General features: G+C 70.0%; 18 protein-coding genes. 7 read left to right on the top strand and 11 right to left on the bottom strand.

What is annotated here, in order from left to right; all coding sequences use genetic code 11:
* The first annotated feature begins 231 nt into the window (after positions 1–231).
* Complete coding sequence (leuA, locus tag AB0I10_RS19125; RefSeq protein WP_363153665.1) at positions 232–2016, top strand: 2-isopropylmalate synthase; 1785 nt, start codon at positions 232–234, stop codon at positions 2014–2016.
* Positions 2017–2388: 372 nt separating this feature from the next.
* Positions 2389–3096: a TerB family tellurite resistance protein gene (locus tag AB0I10_RS19120; protein ID WP_363153721.1), complete on the top strand. Its 708-nt coding sequence runs from the start codon at positions 2389–2391 to the stop codon at positions 3094–3096.
* A 76-nt stretch (positions 3097–3172) separates the two neighbouring features.
* On the opposite strand, the gene AB0I10_RS19115 is transcribed toward AB0I10_RS19120, so the two are convergent.
* Genes AB0I10_RS19115 through AB0I10_RS19090 form a run of 6 tightly spaced genes read right to left on the bottom strand, consistent with a single transcriptional unit; the run spans position 3173 to position 8611 of the window.
* Positions 3173–4408 carry a cytochrome P450 gene (locus tag AB0I10_RS19115; protein ID WP_363153664.1) on the bottom strand — a complete coding sequence of 412 codons (1236 nt, stop codon included), beginning with the start codon at positions 4406–4408 and terminating at the stop codon, positions 3173–3175.
* Positions 4324–5715 (bottom strand): cytochrome P450, encoded by a 1392-nt coding sequence (locus AB0I10_RS19110; protein ID WP_363153663.1) that lies wholly within the window; start codon positions 5713–5715, stop codon positions 4324–4326. Before AB0I10_RS19110 ends, AB0I10_RS19115 begins: the two co-directional genes overlap by 85 nt.
* Positions 5712–6290, bottom strand: coding sequence for an ATP/GTP-binding protein (locus tag AB0I10_RS19105; RefSeq protein WP_363153662.1), 579 nt, complete (start codon positions 6288–6290; stop codon positions 5712–5714). The genes AB0I10_RS19110 and AB0I10_RS19105 overlap by 4 nt, the downstream gene beginning before the upstream one ends.
* Positions 6291–6324: 34 nt before the next feature.
* The gene (locus AB0I10_RS19100; protein WP_363153661.1) at positions 6325–6684 is read right to left on the bottom strand and encodes a DUF742 domain-containing protein; all 360 of its coding nucleotides are present in this window, start codon (positions 6682–6684) and stop codon (positions 6325–6327) included.
* Positions 6681–7109 carry a roadblock/LC7 domain-containing protein gene (locus AB0I10_RS19095; protein ID WP_363153660.1) on the bottom strand — a complete coding sequence of 143 codons (429 nt, stop codon included), beginning with the start codon at positions 7107–7109 and terminating at the stop codon, positions 6681–6683. The genes AB0I10_RS19100 and AB0I10_RS19095 overlap by 4 nt, the downstream gene beginning before the upstream one ends.
* Positions 7109–8611 (bottom strand): ATP-binding protein, encoded by a 1503-nt coding sequence (locus AB0I10_RS19090; RefSeq protein WP_363153659.1) that lies wholly within the window; start codon positions 8609–8611, stop codon positions 7109–7111. The genes AB0I10_RS19095 and AB0I10_RS19090 overlap by 1 nt, the downstream gene beginning before the upstream one ends.
* Positions 8612–8851: 240 nt before the next feature.
* Here AB0I10_RS19090 and recO point away from each other — a divergent pair, with 240 nt between their 5' ends.
* Together recO and AB0I10_RS19080 are read left to right on the top strand one after the other, a co-directional pair.
* Positions 8852–9598 (top strand): DNA repair protein RecO, encoded by a 747-nt coding sequence (gene recO, locus AB0I10_RS19085; RefSeq protein WP_363153658.1) that lies wholly within the window; start codon positions 8852–8854, stop codon positions 9596–9598.
* A gap of 56 nt (positions 9599–9654) precedes the next feature.
* Positions 9655–10467 carry an isoprenyl transferase gene (locus AB0I10_RS19080; protein WP_363153657.1) on the top strand — a complete coding sequence of 271 codons (813 nt, stop codon included), beginning with the start codon at positions 9655–9657 and terminating at the stop codon, positions 10465–10467.
* A 66-nt stretch (positions 10468–10533) separates the two neighbouring features.
* Here the strand turns inward: AB0I10_RS19080 and AB0I10_RS19075 are convergent, their stop codons facing one another.
* The 4 genes from AB0I10_RS19075 to AB0I10_RS19060 form a co-directional block, all read right to left on the bottom strand.
* A complete protein-coding gene (locus tag AB0I10_RS19075) occupies positions 10534–10962 on the bottom strand; it encodes a transcriptional repressor (protein WP_363153656.1) in 429 nt (142 codons plus the stop codon).
* A gap of 168 nt (positions 10963–11130) precedes the next feature.
* Entirely contained in the window at positions 11131–12024 is an 894-nt protein-coding gene (locus AB0I10_RS19070) for a metal ABC transporter permease (RefSeq protein WP_363153655.1), read from the bottom strand.
* Complete coding sequence (locus AB0I10_RS19065) at positions 12024–12803, bottom strand: metal ABC transporter ATP-binding protein (RefSeq protein WP_363153653.1); 780 nt, start codon at positions 12801–12803, stop codon at positions 12024–12026. Before AB0I10_RS19065 ends, AB0I10_RS19070 begins: the two co-directional genes overlap by 1 nt.
* A gap of 35 nt (positions 12804–12838) precedes the next feature.
* Complete coding sequence (locus AB0I10_RS19060; protein ID WP_363153651.1) at positions 12839–13813, bottom strand: metal ABC transporter substrate-binding protein; 975 nt, start codon at positions 13811–13813, stop codon at positions 12839–12841.
* A gap of 166 nt (positions 13814–13979) precedes the next feature.
* Here AB0I10_RS19060 and AB0I10_RS19055 point away from each other — a divergent pair, with 166 nt between their 5' ends.
* The gene (locus AB0I10_RS19055) at positions 13980–15362 is read left to right on the top strand and encodes a glycine--tRNA ligase (RefSeq protein ID WP_363153650.1); all 1383 of its coding nucleotides are present in this window, start codon (positions 13980–13982) and stop codon (positions 15360–15362) included.
* Here AB0I10_RS19055 and AB0I10_RS19050 read toward each other — a convergent pair.
* Positions 15359–15832 carry a hypothetical protein gene (locus tag AB0I10_RS19050; RefSeq protein ID WP_363153649.1) on the bottom strand — a complete coding sequence of 158 codons (474 nt, stop codon included), beginning with the start codon at positions 15830–15832 and terminating at the stop codon, positions 15359–15361. The two genes, AB0I10_RS19055 and AB0I10_RS19050, sit on opposite strands and share 4 nt — an antisense overlap.
* Positions 15833–16009: 177 nt before the next feature.
* Between AB0I10_RS19050 and AB0I10_RS19045 the strand changes: the two genes are divergently transcribed.
* Together AB0I10_RS19045 and AB0I10_RS19040 are read left to right on the top strand one after the other, a co-directional pair.
* On the top strand, positions 16010–17236 hold the full coding sequence (locus AB0I10_RS19045; protein WP_363153648.1) for a sensor histidine kinase: 1227 nt from the start codon (positions 16010–16012) through the stop codon (positions 17234–17236).
* Positions 17237–17244: 8 nt separating this feature from the next.
* Entirely contained in the window at positions 17245–17883 is a 639-nt protein-coding gene (locus tag AB0I10_RS19040) for a response regulator transcription factor (protein WP_363153720.1), read from the top strand.
* Positions 17884–17900: the final 17 nt, after the last annotated feature.

Below are 17900 nucleotides of genomic sequence, written 5' to 3'. Positions count from 1 at the left end.
CGCAATTCTGCTGTTACGTCCGTCCGGTCCCGCATACTGATACGCGACCGCCACTCACGGCGTACCTCGGCTAGGGTGCTGTGCATCATGCGTTTCGGGCTGCTTCTCCTTAGCTGCCGCGGCGAGGGCCTGTAGTCGTAGGCCGACCCCCTCCCCGCGGAGTTCGGTGTTGCGATCTTTCGCCCCGTCGGCCGTCCCTACCCAGTGGACACACGAGGAGCCCTACGCACCATGACGAATCCGTCGAGCCCCGCAGACAATGCCGTCGGCCGCCGCACCCCGGTCACCAACGCGACTCAGCTGCAGCGGCCCTCCGGGATGCCGGTCCACAAGTACGGCCCGTACGACGCCGTGGACATCCCCGACCGCACCTGGCCGGACAACCGCATCACCGTCGCCCCCCGCTGGCTGTCGACGGACCTGCGGGACGGCAACCAGGCGCTGATCGACCCGATGTCGCCGGCCCGCAAGCGCGAGATGTTCGACCTGCTGGTGCGCATGGGCTACAAGGAGATCGAGGTCGGCTTCCCGTCCTCCGGCGAGACCGACTTCGCGTTCGTCCGCTCCATCATCGAAGAGGGCGCGATCCCCGAGGACGTGACGATCTCCGTCCTGACGCAGGCCCGCGAGGAACTGATCGAGCGGACGGTGGAATCGCTGCGCGGCGCCCACCGCGCCACCGTCCACCTGTACAACGCCACCGCCCCCACCTTCCGCCGGGTCGTCTTCCGCGGCTCGAAGGAGCAGGTCAAGCAGATCGCGGTGGACGGCACCCGACTGGTCATGGAGTACGCCGACAAGATCCTCGGCGACGAGACGATCTTCGGCTACCAGTACAGCCCGGAGATCTTCACCGACACCGAGCTGGACTTCGCCCTGGAGGTCTGCGAGGCCGTCTGTGACGTCTGGCAGCCCGAGGCCGGCCGCGAGATCATCCTGAACCTGCCCGCGACCGTGGAGCGCTCCACGCCGTCCACCCACGCCGACCGCTTCGAGTGGATGTCGCGCAACCTGTCGCGCCGCGAGCATGTATGCCTGTCGGTGCACCCGCACAACGACCGCGGCACCGCCGTCGCCGCCGCCGAGCTGGCGATCATGGCCGGCGCGGACCGCATCGAAGGCTGCCTGTTCGGCCAGGGCGAGCGCACCGGCAACGTCGACCTGGTCACCCTGGGCATGAACCTCTTCTCCCAGGGCGTCGACCCGCAGATCGACTTCTCCCAGATCGACGAGATCCGCCGCACCTCCGAGTACTGCAACCAGATGGAGATCCACCCGCGCCACCCCTACGCGGGCGATCTGGTCTACACCGCCTTCTCCGGCTCCCACCAGGACGCCATCAAGAAGGGTTTCGACGCCATGGAGGCCGACGCGGCCGCCCAGGGCCCAGGCGTCACCGTCGATGATCTGGAGTGGGCGGTCCCGTACCTGCCCATCGACCCCAAGGACGTCGGCCGCTCCTACGAGGCCGTCATCCGCGTCAACTCGCAGTCCGGCAAGGGCGGTATCGCCTACGTCCTGAAGAACGACCACAAGCTGGACCTGCCGCGCCGGATGCAGATCGAGTTCTCCCGGATCATCCAGGAGAAGACCGACTCCGAGGGCGGCGAGGTCACGCCGGCCGCGATCTGGTCGGTCTTCCAGGACGAGTACCTGCCCACGCCGGACAACGCCTGGGGCCGGATCGCGCTGCGCACCGCCCAGACCTCGTCGACGAGCGAGGGCACCGACGCGCTCACTGTCGAGGCCGTGGTGGACGGCGCCGACACGGTGCTGACCGGCACCGGCAACGGCCCGCTGGCCGCCTTCTTCGACGCGCTGCACGCCGTCGACGTGGATGTGCGCCTGCTGGACTACAGCGAGCACACCCTGAGCGAGGGCGCCGGCGCCCAGGCCGCCGCGTACATCGAGTGCGCGATCGGCGACAAGGTGCTGTGGGGCGTCGGCATCGACGCGAACATCGTCCGCGCCTCGATCAAGGCGATCGTCTCGGCGGTCAACCGCGCGGGCCGCTGACCTTCCCCCACGCCTGAACGGCGCGGGGGGACCCCCATCGTTCGGCGGGGCCTGCCGGCCACTCCCGGCAGCCCCGCCAACCCCATGGTTCAGGCCAAGTCCCCGATGCCCGTCACGGGTGACGTACGTATGTTCCCCCGGCTCCCGGTTGCGCCCTGACAGCGTCCTGCACTGCGTCATGACCGGCGTCAACGGGCCTCGGCACGCTCCCTCCGGAGGGGTGGGGCCCTTCGCCATCCGGCCAGTAGTCCGGTGAGAGGTGCTGACGCCGCATCACCGATGTGGCTAACATCACGTCCCACATGGCGATGGGGTCGTGGGGGTATCTCCCGTGCCTTGGGGGGTACGGGAGAGTTACGGAGGACTGACGTGATGCACAAGATGTGTGTGATGGGCGTGCGCACGTCCTGGCGTACCGTCGCCGATGGCGAGTTCTTCTGCCCGGACTGCGGCGGCGACCGCAACTACCTCCGCCAGGCAGGCCGCCGCCGGCTCACCGTCCTCGGCGTCCCCGTCCTCTCCCGCGGCGCCGCGGGCCCGGTCCTCGCATGCTCCGCCTGCCACGGCCACTTCGGCCTGGACGCCCTGGACCACCCCACCACCGTCCGCTTCTCCGCAATGCTCCGGGACGCCGTCCACACCATCACGCTCGCCCTGCTGGCCGCCGGCGGCACCTCCTCCAGCGCCGTACGCGACACCGCCGTCTGTACGGTCCGCGCGGCGGGCTTCGCCGACTGCTCCGAGGACCAGCTGCTCACCCTCCTCGCCGCCCTCGCCGCCGATACCGGCCGCCTCACCGGCACCTACGACGCGGTGACCGGCGGCGAGTGCGGCCACAACGGCCTCGACCCGTGCGGCACCGCACTGGCCATAGAGCTCCACGAGTCCCTGGAGCCGCTGGCCCCCCACCTCGCCCCGGCCGGCCGCGAGTCCCTCCTCCTCCAGGGCGCCCGCATCGCCCTGGCCGACGGTTCCTACACCCCCGCCGAACGCGAGGTTCTGAGCACCGTCGGCGCCGCCCTGCTGCTGCGCCCGGCCGACACCAACCGGCTGCTGGCGGCGGCGCGTACGCCGTCCTGACACACCCCGGCCCGAACGCCGCGACCCCGCCACCCGGAAGGTGGCGGGGTCGCGCACGCAGAGCTCGCGGAGCGGGTCAGCCTCGCGTCAGCCGCACCGGCACCGTCCGGTAGCCGCCCGAGATGAAGCCGCCGGTGGGGACCAAGTCCTCGGCAGGGGCGGCCAGTTGGATGTCGGGGAAGCGGGCGAAGAGGGCCGGGAGGGCGGTTCGGGCCTCCATACGGGCCAGGGGGGCGCCGAGGCAGCGGTGGACGCCGTAGCCGAAGGCCAGGTGTTCGCCGGCCTGGCGCTGGATGTCGAAGTGGGAGGCGGTGTCGCCGTGGAACCCGGGGTCGCGGCCGGCCGCCGCGTATGCCGGGAGGATCGCTTCGCCCTTGCGGATGGTGGGGCCGTCCGGGATGGCGATGTCCTCGACGGCGAAGCGGAGCGGGAGGCTGGCGATGCTGGGGACCCAGCGCAGCGTTTCCTCGATGACGTCGTCCCAGGAGGACTGGCCCGAGAGGACCAGCTTGAGCTGGTCGGGGTGGGTCAGGAGGGCGGTGACGGCGTTGCCGAGGAGATCGACGGTGGTCTCGTGACCGGCGCCGATGACGAGGAGCAGGGTGTCGAGGAGCTCCTGTTCCGTCATCCGCTCGCCGTCGTCGTCCCGGGCGGAGACCAGGAGGCTGGTCAGGTCGTCGCCGGGCCGTTCCCGCTTGCCGGCCACCAGGTCGCTCAGGAGCGCGCCTACGGAAGCGGCGGTGGCGCTGGCCTCCTCCGGGGTGGCCGTGGTGTCCATGATGGCCTGGACGAGGCGGGCCAGTTCGGCGCGCGGCTCGCCCTCCGGGTAGCCGAACAGCTCGCAGATGACCTGCATGGGGAGGGGGTGGGTGAACGCCTCGCGCAGGTCGATGACTTCGCCGGCGGGGACGTCCGCGAGGCCGTCCAGGAGCGCCGCGGTGATGCGCTCCACGCACGGCAGCATGGCGTCGGTGCGGCGGGCGGTGAACGCCGGGGCGATCAGTTTGCGCAGCCGCCGATGGTCGGCGCCGTACGCGGTGAACATGTTGGTGACGCCGATCCAGGACTGCAGCCAGCTGCCGCGTATCTCGTCGCGCTGCCAGGCCGGCCAGTGCTCGCGCGGGTTCTTGGAGACGCGGGCGTCGGTGAGGAGTTCCTTGAGGAGCGTGTGGCTGGTGACGGACCAGGCCTCGATGCCGCCGGGGAGTTCGACGAGGGCGGCCGGGCCTAGCTCGCGGAGGCGGGCCGCCTCTCCGTGGATATCGGCTCCGACCGGGTCGATGACGACGGGCTGCTGTCCCTGTTGTGCCATGGGGTGGCTCCTGCCTGGTCGGGGGTGATCGGGGTGAAGCGGGCGGGGAGGGCGGCGAGTGCCCGGTGGAAGGCGCCGTTGCGCCACACCAACTCGCTGTGTTCCACGGCGAGTTCGATGTCGGAGAGCCAGGCGGTGAGCCGCTCGATCGCGGTGGTGGCGATCAGCAGTGCGTGTCGCTTCACGGGGCAGGCGTGCGGGCCCGCCGCCCACGAGAGGTGCGAGCCGCTGCCCGAGCCGGGCCGGTCCAGGGACCCGGTGCCGAACTGGTTGTTGGCGGCCGCGTAGGACACCATCACCAGCTGTCCCGCGCGGACCCAGGTGCCGTGGAAGAACACGTCACGCAGTGGGAAGTGGGCGGAGTAGTTGGTGAGCGGCGGGTCGTGCCACAGCACCTCGTTGATGGCGTCGTGTGCGGTCAGCGCGCCGCCCGACAGGGTGTTGTAGTAGCGGTCGTCGGAGAGCATCCGGGAGAGCGCGTTACCGATGAGGTTGGCGAGCGGTTCGTTGCCCGCGCCCATCGTCAGGATGATCTGGTGGACCAGCTCTTCGTCGGACAGTTCGTTGGGGTGGTCCATGAACCAGGAGGTCAGGTCCGGCCCGCGCTGTGCCTTCTTCGCGCCGACGAGCTCCATGATGCACGTCGTGAACGCCTCGTTGGCGGCGGCCGCTTCCTCGGGGGAGTTGCCCTCCAGCATCCCGGCGATGGCCTCGATGAGCCGCTCGCTGTAGGAGTCGGACATGCCGAAGAGGCCGTTGAACATGAGGAGGGGGATGAGGCGGGCGTACTCGGCGATCAGGTCGGCCTCGCCGCGCGCGCCGAACTGCTGGATGAGGGTGTCCGCGGCCTGGTGGGTACGCGCGCGCAGCTCATGCGGTTCGACGAGACGGAAGCTGTCGGTGATGACCTCGCGGTAGCGGTGGTGCGCCGCGCCGTCGCTGAAGAAGACGTTGGGGCGCCAGCCCAGCATCGGCATGATCGGCGAGTCGGCCGGGACGGTCTGCATCCAGGCCCGGGAGTCCTTGGACCAGGTGCTGTCGTCGTGCAGCAGGTCCAGTGCGGCCCGGTAGTCGGTGACCAGCATTGCGGTCACGTCGGGCGCGATCTCGACGGGCGCCAGCGCGCCGTACTGGCGCAGGTGCCGGTAGAAGCGGTCCGGGTCGGCGGCGAAGTCCGGTCCGTAGAGCTTCACCGGCGCGTGTGCGTCGGGCTGGGCCGGAGGCTGGGCAGCGCCCCGCGGCGGTGGTGCGGCGTGTGCCGGGCAGCCCGGTGGCGGTGTGGCACCCGGCTGGTGCGGGGAAGTCACGAGTTCTGGTTCTCCTGGGGCGTGTGGGCCAGGACATGGCCGACGAGCGCGATCAGCGCGTCGACGGACTGGTCCCGGTCGCGGGCGTCGCACAGCACAAGCGGCGTCTCGGGGTGCAGATCGAGGGCGTCGCGGAGCTTTTCGACGTCGTACTGCGGCGCGTCGGGGAAGGTGTTGACCGCGACGGCGTAGCGCAGCCCGGCCTCCTCGACGATGTCCATCACCTCGAAGGAGTCCGCCAGCCGGCGGGTGTCCGCGAGGACGAGGGCGCCCAGCGCGCCACGGGCGATGTCCTGCCACAGGGGACGGAAGCGCCTCTGTCCGGGCGTGCCGAACAGATAGAGCACCAGGTCCCCGGGCAGGGTCAGCCGCCCGAAGTCGATGGCGACGGTGGTGGTGGTCTTGTCCCGGACACCGGCGAGATCGTCGACGATCGCGCCGGTCTGCGTCATGACCTCTTCGGTGTGCAGCGGCGGGGTCTCGGAGAGCGCACGGATGAGTGTGGTCTTGCCGACCCCGAACGGCCCCGCGACCAGGAGCTTGACCAGCGTCTGGTCGTCGCCGGAAAGGTACATGCTGCCGGTGAGGGGACCGGGTGCGGCGCCGGTGCTAGGACTTGAGAGAGCGGAGTCCATCGAGAACCCTCTCCAGGATCTGCCGGTCGAATTGCTCGGCTTCGGGGATGGGGACACGGGCGTGCAGGCGGCCGGCATCGACAAGATCGGCCACCAGCACCTTCACCACGCTGACGGGCAGGTGGAGGTGGGCTGCGACCTCGGCCAGAGACAGGGCGCCGGGCTGGAGCAGCTCCAGGATCCGGCGCTCTTCCGGACGTACCTCACTGGTGATCGGCATCCCCGCGCTGTGCAGCAGGGAGAGCCGGTCCAACGTGTTGCGGCTGGGTCGGGCGCGTCCGCCGGTCGCCAGATAGGCCGGTACGAGGCGCCTGTTGCTCTGGCGCGGGGTCATGCCGAATTACCGAGGTCCCGAGCCGGGCTGTTCATGACCTTGTTGCCCAGGGTCGTCACCTGGATCTGCATATGGTGCGCGACCACGCCCATGTTCACCTCGGGCGCGGCGAAGACGGCCAGGCAGGTGTTCTCGCCCGCCGGGATCGCGAAGACCCAGCCCTCTTCGGACTCGATGACGGTCTGCCGCAGCCTGGCGTCGTCCTGGTCGGCGAACGCCGCGGTGACGGCGCGCCCGGCGCCCTGGAGCGCGGACATCATCGCCGCGACGCCCTCGGCGGCGTCGCGCTTCAGACCGGGCGAGGCGCCCTCGATGAATCCGTCGCCGGAGATGACGGCTGCGTGGATAACATGCGGCAGCTCCAGGAGGGGTGCCAGCACCCAGGACTTGTCCTCGGTGACACGGCGGCGAGTGGGGCTGTTCATCAGTGGGCGTTCCCTTCGGGACTGCGAGGGGGTTCTGACTGGGCTGCGGCCCGGCCGGATTCGGTGCCTTGCTGGAGTGCGGCCCAGCGGGAGGCGGTCTCTTCCGGGGAGCGCGGGGGAATCGATTCGGCGCGGGGGGCGTTCTGTTCGAGCTCGGACGTCGGCTGACGGCGGCGCCGGCGCGGGAGTTCGCCGTCGGCGGGGGCGTCGGGTGCGGCGGGTGCGGCATCGAGCCGGGCCGCCGGGTCCGGAGCCGGGGATGGGGGTCCCCCCTGGACCGGAGCTTGTCGAAGGTCCTTGGGGGAGGCGTGCCGCGCGGTGGACGGGGCGGGTGCGGCGGCCGAGGAGGGCGTCGCGGCACCCGTGGGCAGCACGGACGAGGACCGGTCCGGCACACCCGAACGGTGCGGCTGCGGAGCCATCACGGACATGGGCTGGGCACTCTCGTCGAGGACGGTGAGGAGGGGATCGCCGGGGATGTAGACGACCGCGCGCACACCGCCGTACGGGGACGGCTCCACATGCACGCCGAAGCCGTACTGCCGCACCAGCTGGCCCGCGGCTGCGAAACCGGACCGCGGCGGGTCGCCGAGCTGGGTCAGCAGCAGGCCGTCGTCACCGGACAGCAGCTCCATCGCGTGCTTGATCTCGTCGTCGTGCATGCCCACGCCGTAGTCGTCGATGATGACCGACGCGCCCTTGTTGCCCTGCTGGAGGGTGATGGTGACGGGCAGTTCCTGGTGCGAGTGGTGCAGCGCGTTGGCCAGCAGCTCGGTGACGGTGATCGCGATCGGTTCGACGGCACGGGCGACGACGGCGACCGGGTCGCGCAGCTGGTTGCTGACCTGGACGCGCTCGTAGCCGCGCAGCCGGGAGGTGGCGCCGACGACCAGCTCGGCGAGGTAGGAGTCCTCGCGGGTCAGCCCCGGCCAGGCGCCGCACACCACACCGGTGGCCTGAATACGGCGCAGCGCCTGCTCGTTGAGGAAGTCCGCGTCCAGCAGGTCCTGGGCGATCTGCGGGTCGTCGTAGCGGTGCTGCATGGTCTGAAGGGCCGTCTGGAGCCGGTAGAGCAGCGCCTGGATGGTGGTGGTCGCGCCGCGGAGGGTGGACTGCGCGGCCGCGTCGACGCGTTGCCGCTCGTTGGTGACCGCCTCGCCGATCTGGTCCAGTACGGCGGTCAGTGCGTGATCCGTCTCCGACCCGGCGAACCGGGAGTCCAGCAGCCCGCGCACGGGCACATGCGGATGGGCGAGCGCCATGGTGAGGTCGGGGAGCCGCGCCCCGGCCAGATGCCGGATCTCGGCCTCGGTGGCCCGCAGCCGGGCCGACAGTTCCGTATTGCTGTGGAGCGTGGCGCTGTTCTGCTCCTCAGAGGCGGTGAGGCGCTGTCTCAGGTCGGCGCACTGCTTCCGTGCGCGGACCATGAGCGCCGCCAAGATCACGGCGGCGGCCGTACCTGCGCTGAGGCACCACAACAGCGCCTCCGGTATGGATGTCATCGAGATCCTCGTATGGGGTACTGGGTCGGCCTGCCGTCACGGCGATTTTCTGCCGATCATCACCGGATGCTACCGGGGAGTTGACGAGCCGTGAGCTGGTTCCCCAGCGGCGTTCTGAGAAGTACGGAAGGTCACGTTCCACCCGCGATGACCCGGACGATGGTGTGATGTGGCCCTGTCATTCCGGGGCGCGGGGCAGGGGGCCGATGGCTGCCCCGCCGATGCGCGAGAATGGGTTCCATGAGTCTGTTCCGCGACGACGGCATCGTGCTGCGCACCCAGAAGCTGGGAGAAGCGGACCGGATCATCACGCTGCTCACCCGGGGCCACGGCCGGGTCCGTGCGGTGGCCCGTGGCGTGCGCCGGACGAAATCGAAGTTCGGGGCGCGGCTGGAACCCTTCTCGCATGTGGATGTGCAGTTCTTCGCGCGCGGCGGCGAGCTGATCGGACGCGGGCTGCCGCTGTGCACACAGAGCGAGACGATCTCGGCGTACGGCGGCGGGATCGTCACCGACTACGCCCGCTACACCGCCGGCACCGCGATGCTGGAGACCGCCGAGCGGTTCACCGACCACGAGGGCGAGCCGGCCGTGCAGCAGTATCTGCTGCTGGTCGGCGGGCTGCGGACGCTCGCCCGCGGCGAGCACGAACCGCATCTGGTGCTGGACGCCTTCCTGCTGCGCTCACTCGCCGTGAACGGCTACGCACCCAGTTTCGGCAGCTGCGCCAAGTGCGGGCTGCCCGGTCCGAACCGGTTCTTCTCGGTGGCGTCGGGCGGCGTCGTATGCGGCGACTGCCGGGTGCCGGGAAGCGTCGTACCCTCCTCTGAGGCCATCGGGCTCCTGGGCGCGCTGCTCACCGGCGACTGGGAGACGGCGGACGCCTGCGAGGCGCGGCATGTCCGGGAGGGCAGCGGGCTCGTCGCGGCGTATCTGCAGTGGCATCTGGAGCGGGGCCTGCGCTCCCTCCGTTACGTAGAGAAATAGCTGACCGACGTACACGACGTACACGACGCATCCGACACATAGGAGATGTGGGCCGCATGGCACGACGCGGGATTCTGGGCCGTAATCGACGTGAGTACGAGACGCCCGAGCCGCACCCTTCCGGTGCGCGGCCGCCGAAGATCCCCGGGGAGCTCGTCCCGAACCATGTGGCGGTCGTCATGGACGGCAACGGCCGGTGGGCCAAGGAGCGCGGGCTGCCGCGTACCGAGGGCCACAAGGTCGGCGAGGGCGTCGTGCTGGACGTGCTCAAGGGCTGCATCGAGATGGGCGTGAAGAACCTCTCGCTGTACGCCTTCTCGACGGAGAACTGGAAGCGGTCGCCCGACGAGGTCAAGTTCCTGATGAACTTCAACCGGGATGTGATCCGGCGGCGCCGGGACGAGATGGACGCGCTGGGCATCCGCATCCGGTGGGTCGGGCGGATGCCGAAGCTGTGGAAGTCCGTGGTGCAGGAGCTCCAGGTCGCGCAGGAGCAGACCAAGAACAATGACGCGATGACGCTGTACTTCTGCGTGAATTACGGCGGTCGGGCGGAGATCGCGGACGCCGCGGCGGCGATCGCGGCGGATGTGAGGGCCGGAAAGCTGGACCCGTCCAAGGTCAATGAGAAGACCGTCGCGAAGTACATGTACTACCCGGACATGCCGGATGTGGACCTGTTCGTCCGGCCGTCGGGCGAGCAGCGGACGTCGAACTATCTGATCTGGCAGAGCGCGTACGCCGAGATGGTCTTCCAGGACATCCTGTGGCCGGACTTCGACCGGCGGAACCTGTGGGACGCCTGCCTTGAGTACGCGCGGCGCGACCGCCGGTTCGGGGCGGCGCCGGACGGGCAGTCGGCGAAGTAGGACGGCGTACACACGCGGAACGGGCCGCCTCCCCTGGGAGACGGCCCGTTCGTGCTGTTCGTGGTGCTACTGCTGCTCCTTGGACCGCTCCGCGCAGTCGCCGCACGTACCGAAGATCTCGATGGTGTGCGCGACGTCACGGAAGCCGTGCTCGGCGGCGATCTGGTCGGCCCACTTCTCGACCGCGGGGCCCTCGACCTCGACGGCCTTGCCGCAGGCCCGGCACACCAGGTGGTGGTGATGGTCGTCGGTGCTGCACCGGCGGTAGACGGCCTCGCCGTCGCTGGTGCGCAGCACATCGACCTCGCCGGCATCGGCCAGGGACTGCAGCGTCCGGTAGACGGTGGTCAGCCCGACCGAGTCACCCCGGTGCTTGAGCATGTCGTGGAGCTCCTGCGCGCTGCGGAACTCGTCGACCTCGTCGAGTGCGGCCGAAACCGCGGTCCGCTGCCGCGTCGACCGGCCGCGTACCGGAGATCCCGCGCTCGTCGCCACCGTTGCCTCCCTAGGACGTCGGATTCTTCCCCCGTGGGGGCCCCTCCCGCGCCCTGAAGGCGTGGGGGAACGTCCGGCCATTGTGCCAGGTGGTGATCGGATCCCTGGCTTGTCGCTTACGACGCTCCGATCCCGGTGCCGCGCCGCCGTGCATGCTCAGCACACTGATCACACGCTGACGTCGTCCGCCGGGGTCCGGCTGCCCGACACCTCCAGGGTGCACCCCTTGGCCGTTCCTGCGGCCGCCTTGGCGCGTTTTTTCGCCAAGGGCGCGGCGAGCGCCGTGAAGACCACGAACAGTCCGATGGCGAGCAGCACGATGGTCGCGCCGGACGGTACGTCCACGTAGTACGAGGTGGTGGTACCCGCGAGGGTGACCACGACGCCGATCCCGATGGCCAGGCCGAAGGTCATCGCGAAGCTGCGGCTGATCTGCTGGGCGGCCGCGACCGGGATCACCATCAGCGCGCTGACCAGCAGCAGGCCGACGACGCGCATGGCGACGGTGACGGTGACCGCGGCGGTGACCGCGATCAGCAGATTCATCAGCCGCACCGGGAGCCCCGTCACCCGGGCGAACTCCTCGTCCTGGCAGACCGCGAACAGCTGACGGCGCAGGCCGACCGTGATCAGCAGCACCAGGGCGGCCAGCACACAGATCGTCGTCATGTCCTCCGGCGAGACCGTGGTGATCGACCCGAAGAGATACGTACCGAGGTTGGCGTTGGAGCCGGCGTCGGAGAGGCTCATCAGCATCACACCGCCCGCCATACCGCCGTAGAACAGCATGGCCAGCGCGAGATCGCCGCGGGTCTTGCCGTACCAGCGGATCAGTTCCATGACGACGGAGCCGAGGACGGCGACGGCGGTGGCGACCCAGACCGGGCTGGTGTTGAGCAGAAAGCCCAGGCCGACGCCGGTGAGGGCGACATGGCCGATGCCGTCGCCCATCAGGGCCTGGCGGCGCTGGACGAGGTAGATGCCGATGGCCGGCGCGGTGACGCCGACGATCAGGGCGGCGAGCAGGGCCCGCTGCATGAAGGCGTAGTTCAGGATTTCCATCAGGTCAGCAGCCCCGTCCGGATCGGTTCCGCGGACGCGTCGGCGTGCGGATGGACATGGTCGTGACCGGGCAGCGCGTGCTGGCCGACGGCCTCGGGCGGCGGGCCGTCGTGCACGACACAGCCGTCCCGCAGTACCACCGCACGGTCGATCAGCGGCTCCAGCGGGCCCAGCTCATGCAGGACGAGCAGCACCGTGGTGCCCGCGCCGACCTGCGCGCGCAGCGCCGCGGCCAGCACTTCCTGGCTGGCCAGGTCGACGCCGGCCATCGGCTCGTCCATGATCAGCAGTTCCGGTTCGCCGGCCAGCGCGCGGGCGATCAGCACCCGCTGGTGCTGGCCGCCGGAGAGCGCGTTGACGGAGTCCCCGGCGCGGTCCGCCATGCCCACCAGCTCCAGGGCGCGGTGCACGGCGGCCCGGTCGGCCTTGCGCAGGACCCCCAGCTTCGTACGGGCCAGCCGCCCGGCCGTGACGACCTCGCGGACGGTGGCGGGGACGCCGCTGGAGGCGGTGGTGCGCTGCGGGACATAGCCGACGCGGGCCCAGTCCTTGAAGCGCCGGAACTCCGTGCCGAACAGTGACAGCTCGCCGCCGGTGAGCGGCACCTGGCCGATCACCGACCGTACGGCCGTGGACTTGCCGGAGCCGTTGGCGCCGAGCAGCGCGACCACCTCACCGGAGCGCACGGTGAGGTCGACGCCGCGCAGCACGGGGCGCGCGCCCAGCGACGCGGTGGCCCCGCGCAGGTCGATGACTGGCTGGTGCAGCGGCTGGTTCATGGAGGCCTCCGTCATGTGCGGGGTGGCTGGCATGCTCACTTGCTGCCGAGCGCCTTCTGCAGCGCGGCGAGGTTGGCCCGCATCACGCCGAAGTAGTCCTTGCCGCGGGACTTGGCCGAGATCCCCTCGATCGGGTCGAGGACATCGGTCTTCAGGCGCAGATCGCCGGCCAGGGCCTTCGCGGTGGCCGGGTTGGCGATCGTCTCGAAGAAGACCGTGGAGACGTGGTGCTCCTTGGCGAGGGTGTGCAGCTCCTTGACGCGGTTGGCGCTGGGCTCGGACTCGGGGTCGAGGCCGCTGATGGCCTCCTGGGTGAGGCCGTAGCGCTCGGCGAGGTAGCCGAAGGCCGCGTGGGTGGAGATGAAGGTGTCCGAGCCCCGGTTCTTCAGGCCCTTCTTGAAGTCCGCGTCCAGCCCTTCCAGCTTCTTCACCAGGGCGTCGGTGTTCTTCTGGTAGTCGGCCTTGTGGTCTGGGTCGGCCTTGGCGAGGGCCTGATTCACACCCTTGGCGACCTCGGCGTACTTCACGGGGTCGAGCCAGATGTGTGGGTCCTTGCCGCCTTCTTCCTCGTGCGCGTGCTCGTCCTCGTGCCCGTGCTCCTCTTCTCCGTGCCCGTGGCTGTCGACCTCGGTGCCGTGCTCCTTGAGGCTGGTGAGGGAGGTCGCCTCGACGACGTTCTCGACGCCGGACTGCTTGATGACCTCGTCCACGGCGGGCTGCAGACCCTTGATGTAGAAGATCGCGTCGGACTCGCTGACCTGGGCGGTCTGCTGCGCGGTGAGATCCAGGTCGTGCGGCTCGGTACCGGGCTTGGTGAGGTCGGTCACCTCGACGTGCTTCCCGCCGATCTGCGCGGCGAGAAACTCCATGGGGTAGAAGGACGCCGTCACCTTCACCTTGCCGCCGCCACTGCCCGCGGCGTCGGAGGAGGAGCAGGCGGAGAGGGCCAGGAGCCCGAGCACCGAGGCTCCGGCCACAGCGGCGGTGGATATGCGGCGGCGTATGTTCATGACAGTCATTTTCAACAAAACTGGAAACGATTGTCAACAAAGCAGATAGTCGGACCAGGCGGGTCGCGCACCGGTGGCGAGAGGTCCGGAACCGATTTGATCCGGAGGGTACGGCCGCCGGTACCCTGAGCCATTCGCTGTTCGTCGTCGTAATGAAGAGAGCACCGTGGCCGCCGACAAGATCGATACCATCGTCAGCCTGAGCAAGCGCCGTGGCTTCGTATACCCCTCCAGTGAGATCTACGGCGGCACCCGTGCTGCCTGGGACTACGGCCCCCTCGGCGTTGAGCTCAAGGAGAACATCAAGCGTCAGTGGTGGCGCTCCATGGTCACCTCGCGCGACGACGTCGTCGGTCTCGACTCGTCGGTGATCCTGGCCCCCGAGGTGTGGCAGGCGTCCGGCCACGTCGCCACCTTCACCGACCCGCTCACCGAGTGCACCTCCTGCCACAAGCGCTTCCGCGCGGACCACCTGGAGGAGGCCTACGAGGCCAAGCACGGCCGCGGCCCCGACAACGGCCTCGCCGACATCAACTGCCCGCACTGCGGCAACAAGGGCGGCTTCACCGAGCCCAAGCAGTTCTCCGGCCTGCTCTCCACCCACCTCGGCCCGTCCCAGGACACCGCCTCGGTCGCGTATCTGCGCCCCGAGACCGCGCAGGGTATTTTCACCAACTTCGCGCAGGTGCAGCAGACTTCGCGCAAGAAGCCGCCGTTCGGCATCGCGCAGATGGGCAAGTCCTTCCGGAACGAGATCACTCCGGGCAACTTCATCTTCCGGACCCGTGAGTTCGAGCAGATGGAGATGGAGTTCTTCGTCAAGCCGGGCGAGGACGAGGAGTGGCAGGAGTACTGGATGCAGCAGCGCTGGAACTGGTACGTCGACCTCGGTCTCCGTGAGGAGAACATCCGCTGGTTCGAGCACCCGGAGGAGAAGCTCTCGCACTACTCCAAGCGCACCGCCGACATCGAGTACCGCTTCCAGTTCGGCGGCTCGGAGTGGGGCGAGCTGGAGGGTGTCGCCAACCGCACCGACTACGACCTCTCCTCGCACTCCAAGGCCTCGGGCCAGGACCTCTCCTACTTCGACCAGGAGGCCGGCGAGCGCTGGACTCCGTACGTCATCGAGCCCGCGGCCGGTGTCGGCCGTGCGATGCTCGCCTTCCTGCTCGACGCGTACATCGAGGACGAGGCGCCGAACGCCAAGGGCAAGATGGAGAAGCGCACGGTCATGCGCCTCGACCCGCGCCTGGCGCCGGTCAAGGTCGCGGTCCTGCCGCTGTCCCGTAACCCGCAGCTGTCGCCGAAGGCGAAGGGTCTCGCCGCCGACCTGCGCAAGAACTGGAACATCGAGTTCGACGACGCGGGCGCGATCGGCCGCCGCTACCGCCGCCAGGACGAGATCGGCACCCCGTTCTGCGTCACGGTCGACTTCGACACCCTCGACGACGACGCCGTCACGGTGCGCGAGCGCGACACGATGAAGCAGGAGCGGGTCAGCCTGGACCAGATCCAGTCGTACCTGGGTGCGCGGCTCCTCGGCTGCTAGTTCTCCGGTTCTCGCGAGGCGCCGGCCGGGCTCGGATTCTTTCGGGCCTGGCCGGCGCCTTTGTGTGCGGCGAGCACCACGCACAAGGCCGCCAGCGGGAGTTCCGCGCCGAGGGCCATGGCTATGGCGGTCGCCAGCTCCGTGCCGGGGGCGGCGGTCGCCACGTCGATGCAGGCGTCGGCGGTGAGGAGCAGCGCGGCCGCCGCCGCGGCCGCGCGATGGCCCGGCTCGCCTCGGAGCAGCCGGGTGCCGGCCGTCAGGAGGCAGGCGGCCTCCAACGTGTCCAGCGCCACCCAGGCCGCCGCCTCGGCCGGCGGGAGCGTCCCGGCGAGGTAGCCGAGCCACGGCAGCAGAGCCAGTCCGGCACCCGTCAGGATCCGCCCCTGCCAGCGGCGCGCGGCGCTGAGCCGCACCGGGCGGTGGGCGTAACTGCCGTGAGATACAGGGGAGTTGAAGGCGATGAGGGCCATGGAGTGTGCCTCTTTCGGCTGTCGCGAACCCGGCATTCGGGCTCGTGATCAACACTCCGGTTTCCGTCGGCCACAGTCAGTAATGCCGCTGTCCGACTTGGGGTGGCACTAGTTGCACCCCGGTTCCGGAACCTGCCTTCATGGCTGCGCGGCATGGCCGCCGCATAGCCTCGGATCATGAACATCCCGCCCCGGCTGCGGCGCGCGCTCACCCGCCTGACCCGCGATACGTCCTTCCTTGCCCTGGGGGTGCCGCTGCACCTCGTCACGGGGTTCCTGCTCTTCATGATCTTCGGGTTGGTGTGGGAGATCATCAATGGGAACGACAACAGCGTGCCGGTGGTCCTGGGGTTCGCGCTGGTGCTGACGGTGTTCTCCGCACCGGCGCTGACCGCCGCCCAGCGCTGGCGCTTCCGGCAGCTGCTCGGCATCGACATCCCCCGTCCGGGGTGGCAGCGGTCGCAGCGCCGGTTCGGCTACCACTGCCTGGTCGGGGCGCTGCTCGGTGGGCTCGAAGTGCTGCTGCTGTCCCTGCTGTTGGCGGGCTTGGCCGCCGCCACGGTGTACGTATGGATATGGGCGGTTCCCTGGCAGTGGCGGGTCGACCACCCCGGCTACAGCACCCAGGCGTTCTACGTCACCCTCTCCGGCCTCGCCGCGCTCGCCGCCGTCCCCGCCCTCGCTGCAGCCCTGGTACGCCTGGAGGCACACCTCGGGCCCGCTCTGCTGGGACCTGGCCCGAGCGAGGACCTGGCGCGCCGGGTCGAGGACCTCACCGAGAGCCGGGCCGGCGCGGTCGACGCCGCCGACGCGGAACGCCGCCGTATCGAACGCGACCTGCACGACGGTGCGCAGCAGCGCCTCGTATCGCTGGCCCTGAACCTCGGGCTGGCCAAGGCGACGCTCACGGATCTGCCTCCGGAGGCCCGGGAGGTCATCGACGCGGCGCACCGCGAGGCGAAGGACGCGATCGAGGAGCTCAGCAATCTCGTGCGCGGACTGCACCCGGCCGTCCTGGACGAACTCGGGCTGGACGCGGCGCTGTCGGGGCTCGCGGCCCGTGCCCCGCTGCCCGTACGGCTGCGGGTCGACCTGCCGCCGCAGCTGCCGCAGCGGGCCGCGCCGGCGGTCGAGGCGGTCGCGTACTTCGTCGTCTCCGAGGCGCTGACGAATATCGCCAAGCATGCGCGGGAGGCGACCCGGGCCGATGTGACGGTCACCCGGCTCGGCGGGATACTGCGGGTGGTGATCGCCGACGATGGTGCGGGCGGCGCCGATCCGTCCAAGGGGAGCGGTCTGAAGGGGCTCGCGCAGCGTGTGCGGTCCGTGGACGGAACCTTCCGGATGAGCAGCCCCGTGGGGGGCCCGACCATGATGAGCGTGGAGCTGCCGTGCCCGATGTGAGGCGTGCCGTGATCGCCGAGGACTCCGTTCTGCTGCGGATCGGGCTGGTCAAGGTGTTGGAGATGGCCGGGTTCGAGGTGGTGGCGGAGGCGGGGGACGCACAGGGACTGCTGGCGGCGGTCGAGGAGCACCGGCCGGACATCGCGGTGGTGGATGTCCGGATGCCGCCCGACTTCACGGACGAGGGAGTGCGCGCCGCCCTCGCCATCCGCCAGAAGTGGCCTGCCACCGCCGTCTTGCTGCTGTCCCAGTACGTCGAGGAGCGCTACGCGGCCGATCTCCTCGCCACGAACACGAGCGGGGTCGGCTATCTGCTCAAGCAACGGGTCGCGGACGTCGAGGAGTTCATCGAGGCGCTGCGCCGGGTGGCGGCCGGCGGCACGGCCCTGGACCCTCAGGTCGTCGCTCAGCTGCTGGTCCGCCGGTCGAGCGACCCCCTGGAACGCCTCACCGCCCGCGAGCGGGACGTCCTGGCCCTGATGGCCGAGGGCCGCTCCAACGCGGGCATCGCCGCCCAACTGGTGGTGAGCGAAAGCGCGGTGGCCAAACACATCAACAACATCCTGGCGAAACTCGACCTCCCAAAGGCGGACGCCGACCACCGTCGGGTGCTGGCGGTACTGCACTTCTTGGGGGTGGGGGGCTAGGCGCTGCTCGCCCGCGT

Origin of the sequence: Streptomyces sp. NPDC050636, from assembly GCF_040654775.1 — a bacterium.
Lineage (GTDB): Bacteria > Actinomycetota > Actinomycetes > Streptomycetales > Streptomycetaceae > Streptomyces.
Note: the sequence above shows the minus strand (reverse complement) of the source record. Positions and strands in the feature narration are given on the sequence as shown.

Bases quoted from the DNA above. Each gene is read 5' to 3' on its own strand.
- leuA (WP_363153665.1), top strand. From the start codon at position 232: ATGACGAATCCGTCGAGCCCCGCAGACAATGCCGTCGGCCGCCGCACC.
- AB0I10_RS19105 (WP_363153662.1), bottom strand. From the start codon at position 6,290: ATGTACCTTTCCGGCGACGACCAGACGCTGGTCAAGCTCCTGGTCGCG.
- AB0I10_RS19045 (WP_363153648.1), top strand. From the start codon at position 16,010: ATGAACATCCCGCCCCGGCTGCGGCGCGCGCTCACCCGCCTGACCCGC.
- AB0I10_RS19080 (WP_363153657.1), top strand. From the start codon at position 9,655: ATGGCACGACGCGGGATTCTGGGCCGTAATCGACGTGAGTACGAGACG.
- AB0I10_RS19090 (WP_363153659.1), bottom strand. From the start codon at position 8,611: ATGACATCCATACCGGAGGCGCTGTTGTGGTGCCTCAGCGCAGGTACG.
- AB0I10_RS19100 (WP_363153661.1), bottom strand. From the start codon at position 6,684: ATGACCCCGCGCCAGAGCAACAGGCGCCTCGTACCGGCCTATCTGGCG.
- AB0I10_RS19095 (WP_363153660.1), bottom strand. From the start codon at position 7,109: ATGAACAGCCCCACTCGCCGCCGTGTCACCGAGGACAAGTCCTGGGTG.
- recO (WP_363153658.1), top strand. From the start codon at position 8,852: ATGAGTCTGTTCCGCGACGACGGCATCGTGCTGCGCACCCAGAAGCTG.
- AB0I10_RS19065 (WP_363153653.1), bottom strand. From the start codon at position 12,803: ATGAACCAGCCGCTGCACCAGCCAGTCATCGACCTGCGCGGGGCCACC.
- AB0I10_RS19115 (WP_363153664.1), bottom strand. From the start codon at position 4,408: ATGGCACAACAGGGACAGCAGCCCGTCGTCATCGACCCGGTCGGAGCC.
- AB0I10_RS19070 (WP_363153655.1), bottom strand. From the start codon at position 12,024: ATGGAAATCCTGAACTACGCCTTCATGCAGCGGGCCCTGCTCGCCGCC.
- AB0I10_RS19050 (WP_363153649.1), bottom strand. From the start codon at position 15,832: ATGGCCCTCATCGCCTTCAACTCCCCTGTATCTCACGGCAGTTACGCC.
- AB0I10_RS19060 (WP_363153651.1), bottom strand. From the start codon at position 13,813: ATGAACATACGCCGCCGCATATCCACCGCCGCTGTGGCCGGAGCCTCG.
- AB0I10_RS19120 (WP_363153721.1), top strand. From the start codon at position 2,389: ATGCACAAGATGTGTGTGATGGGCGTGCGCACGTCCTGGCGTACCGTC.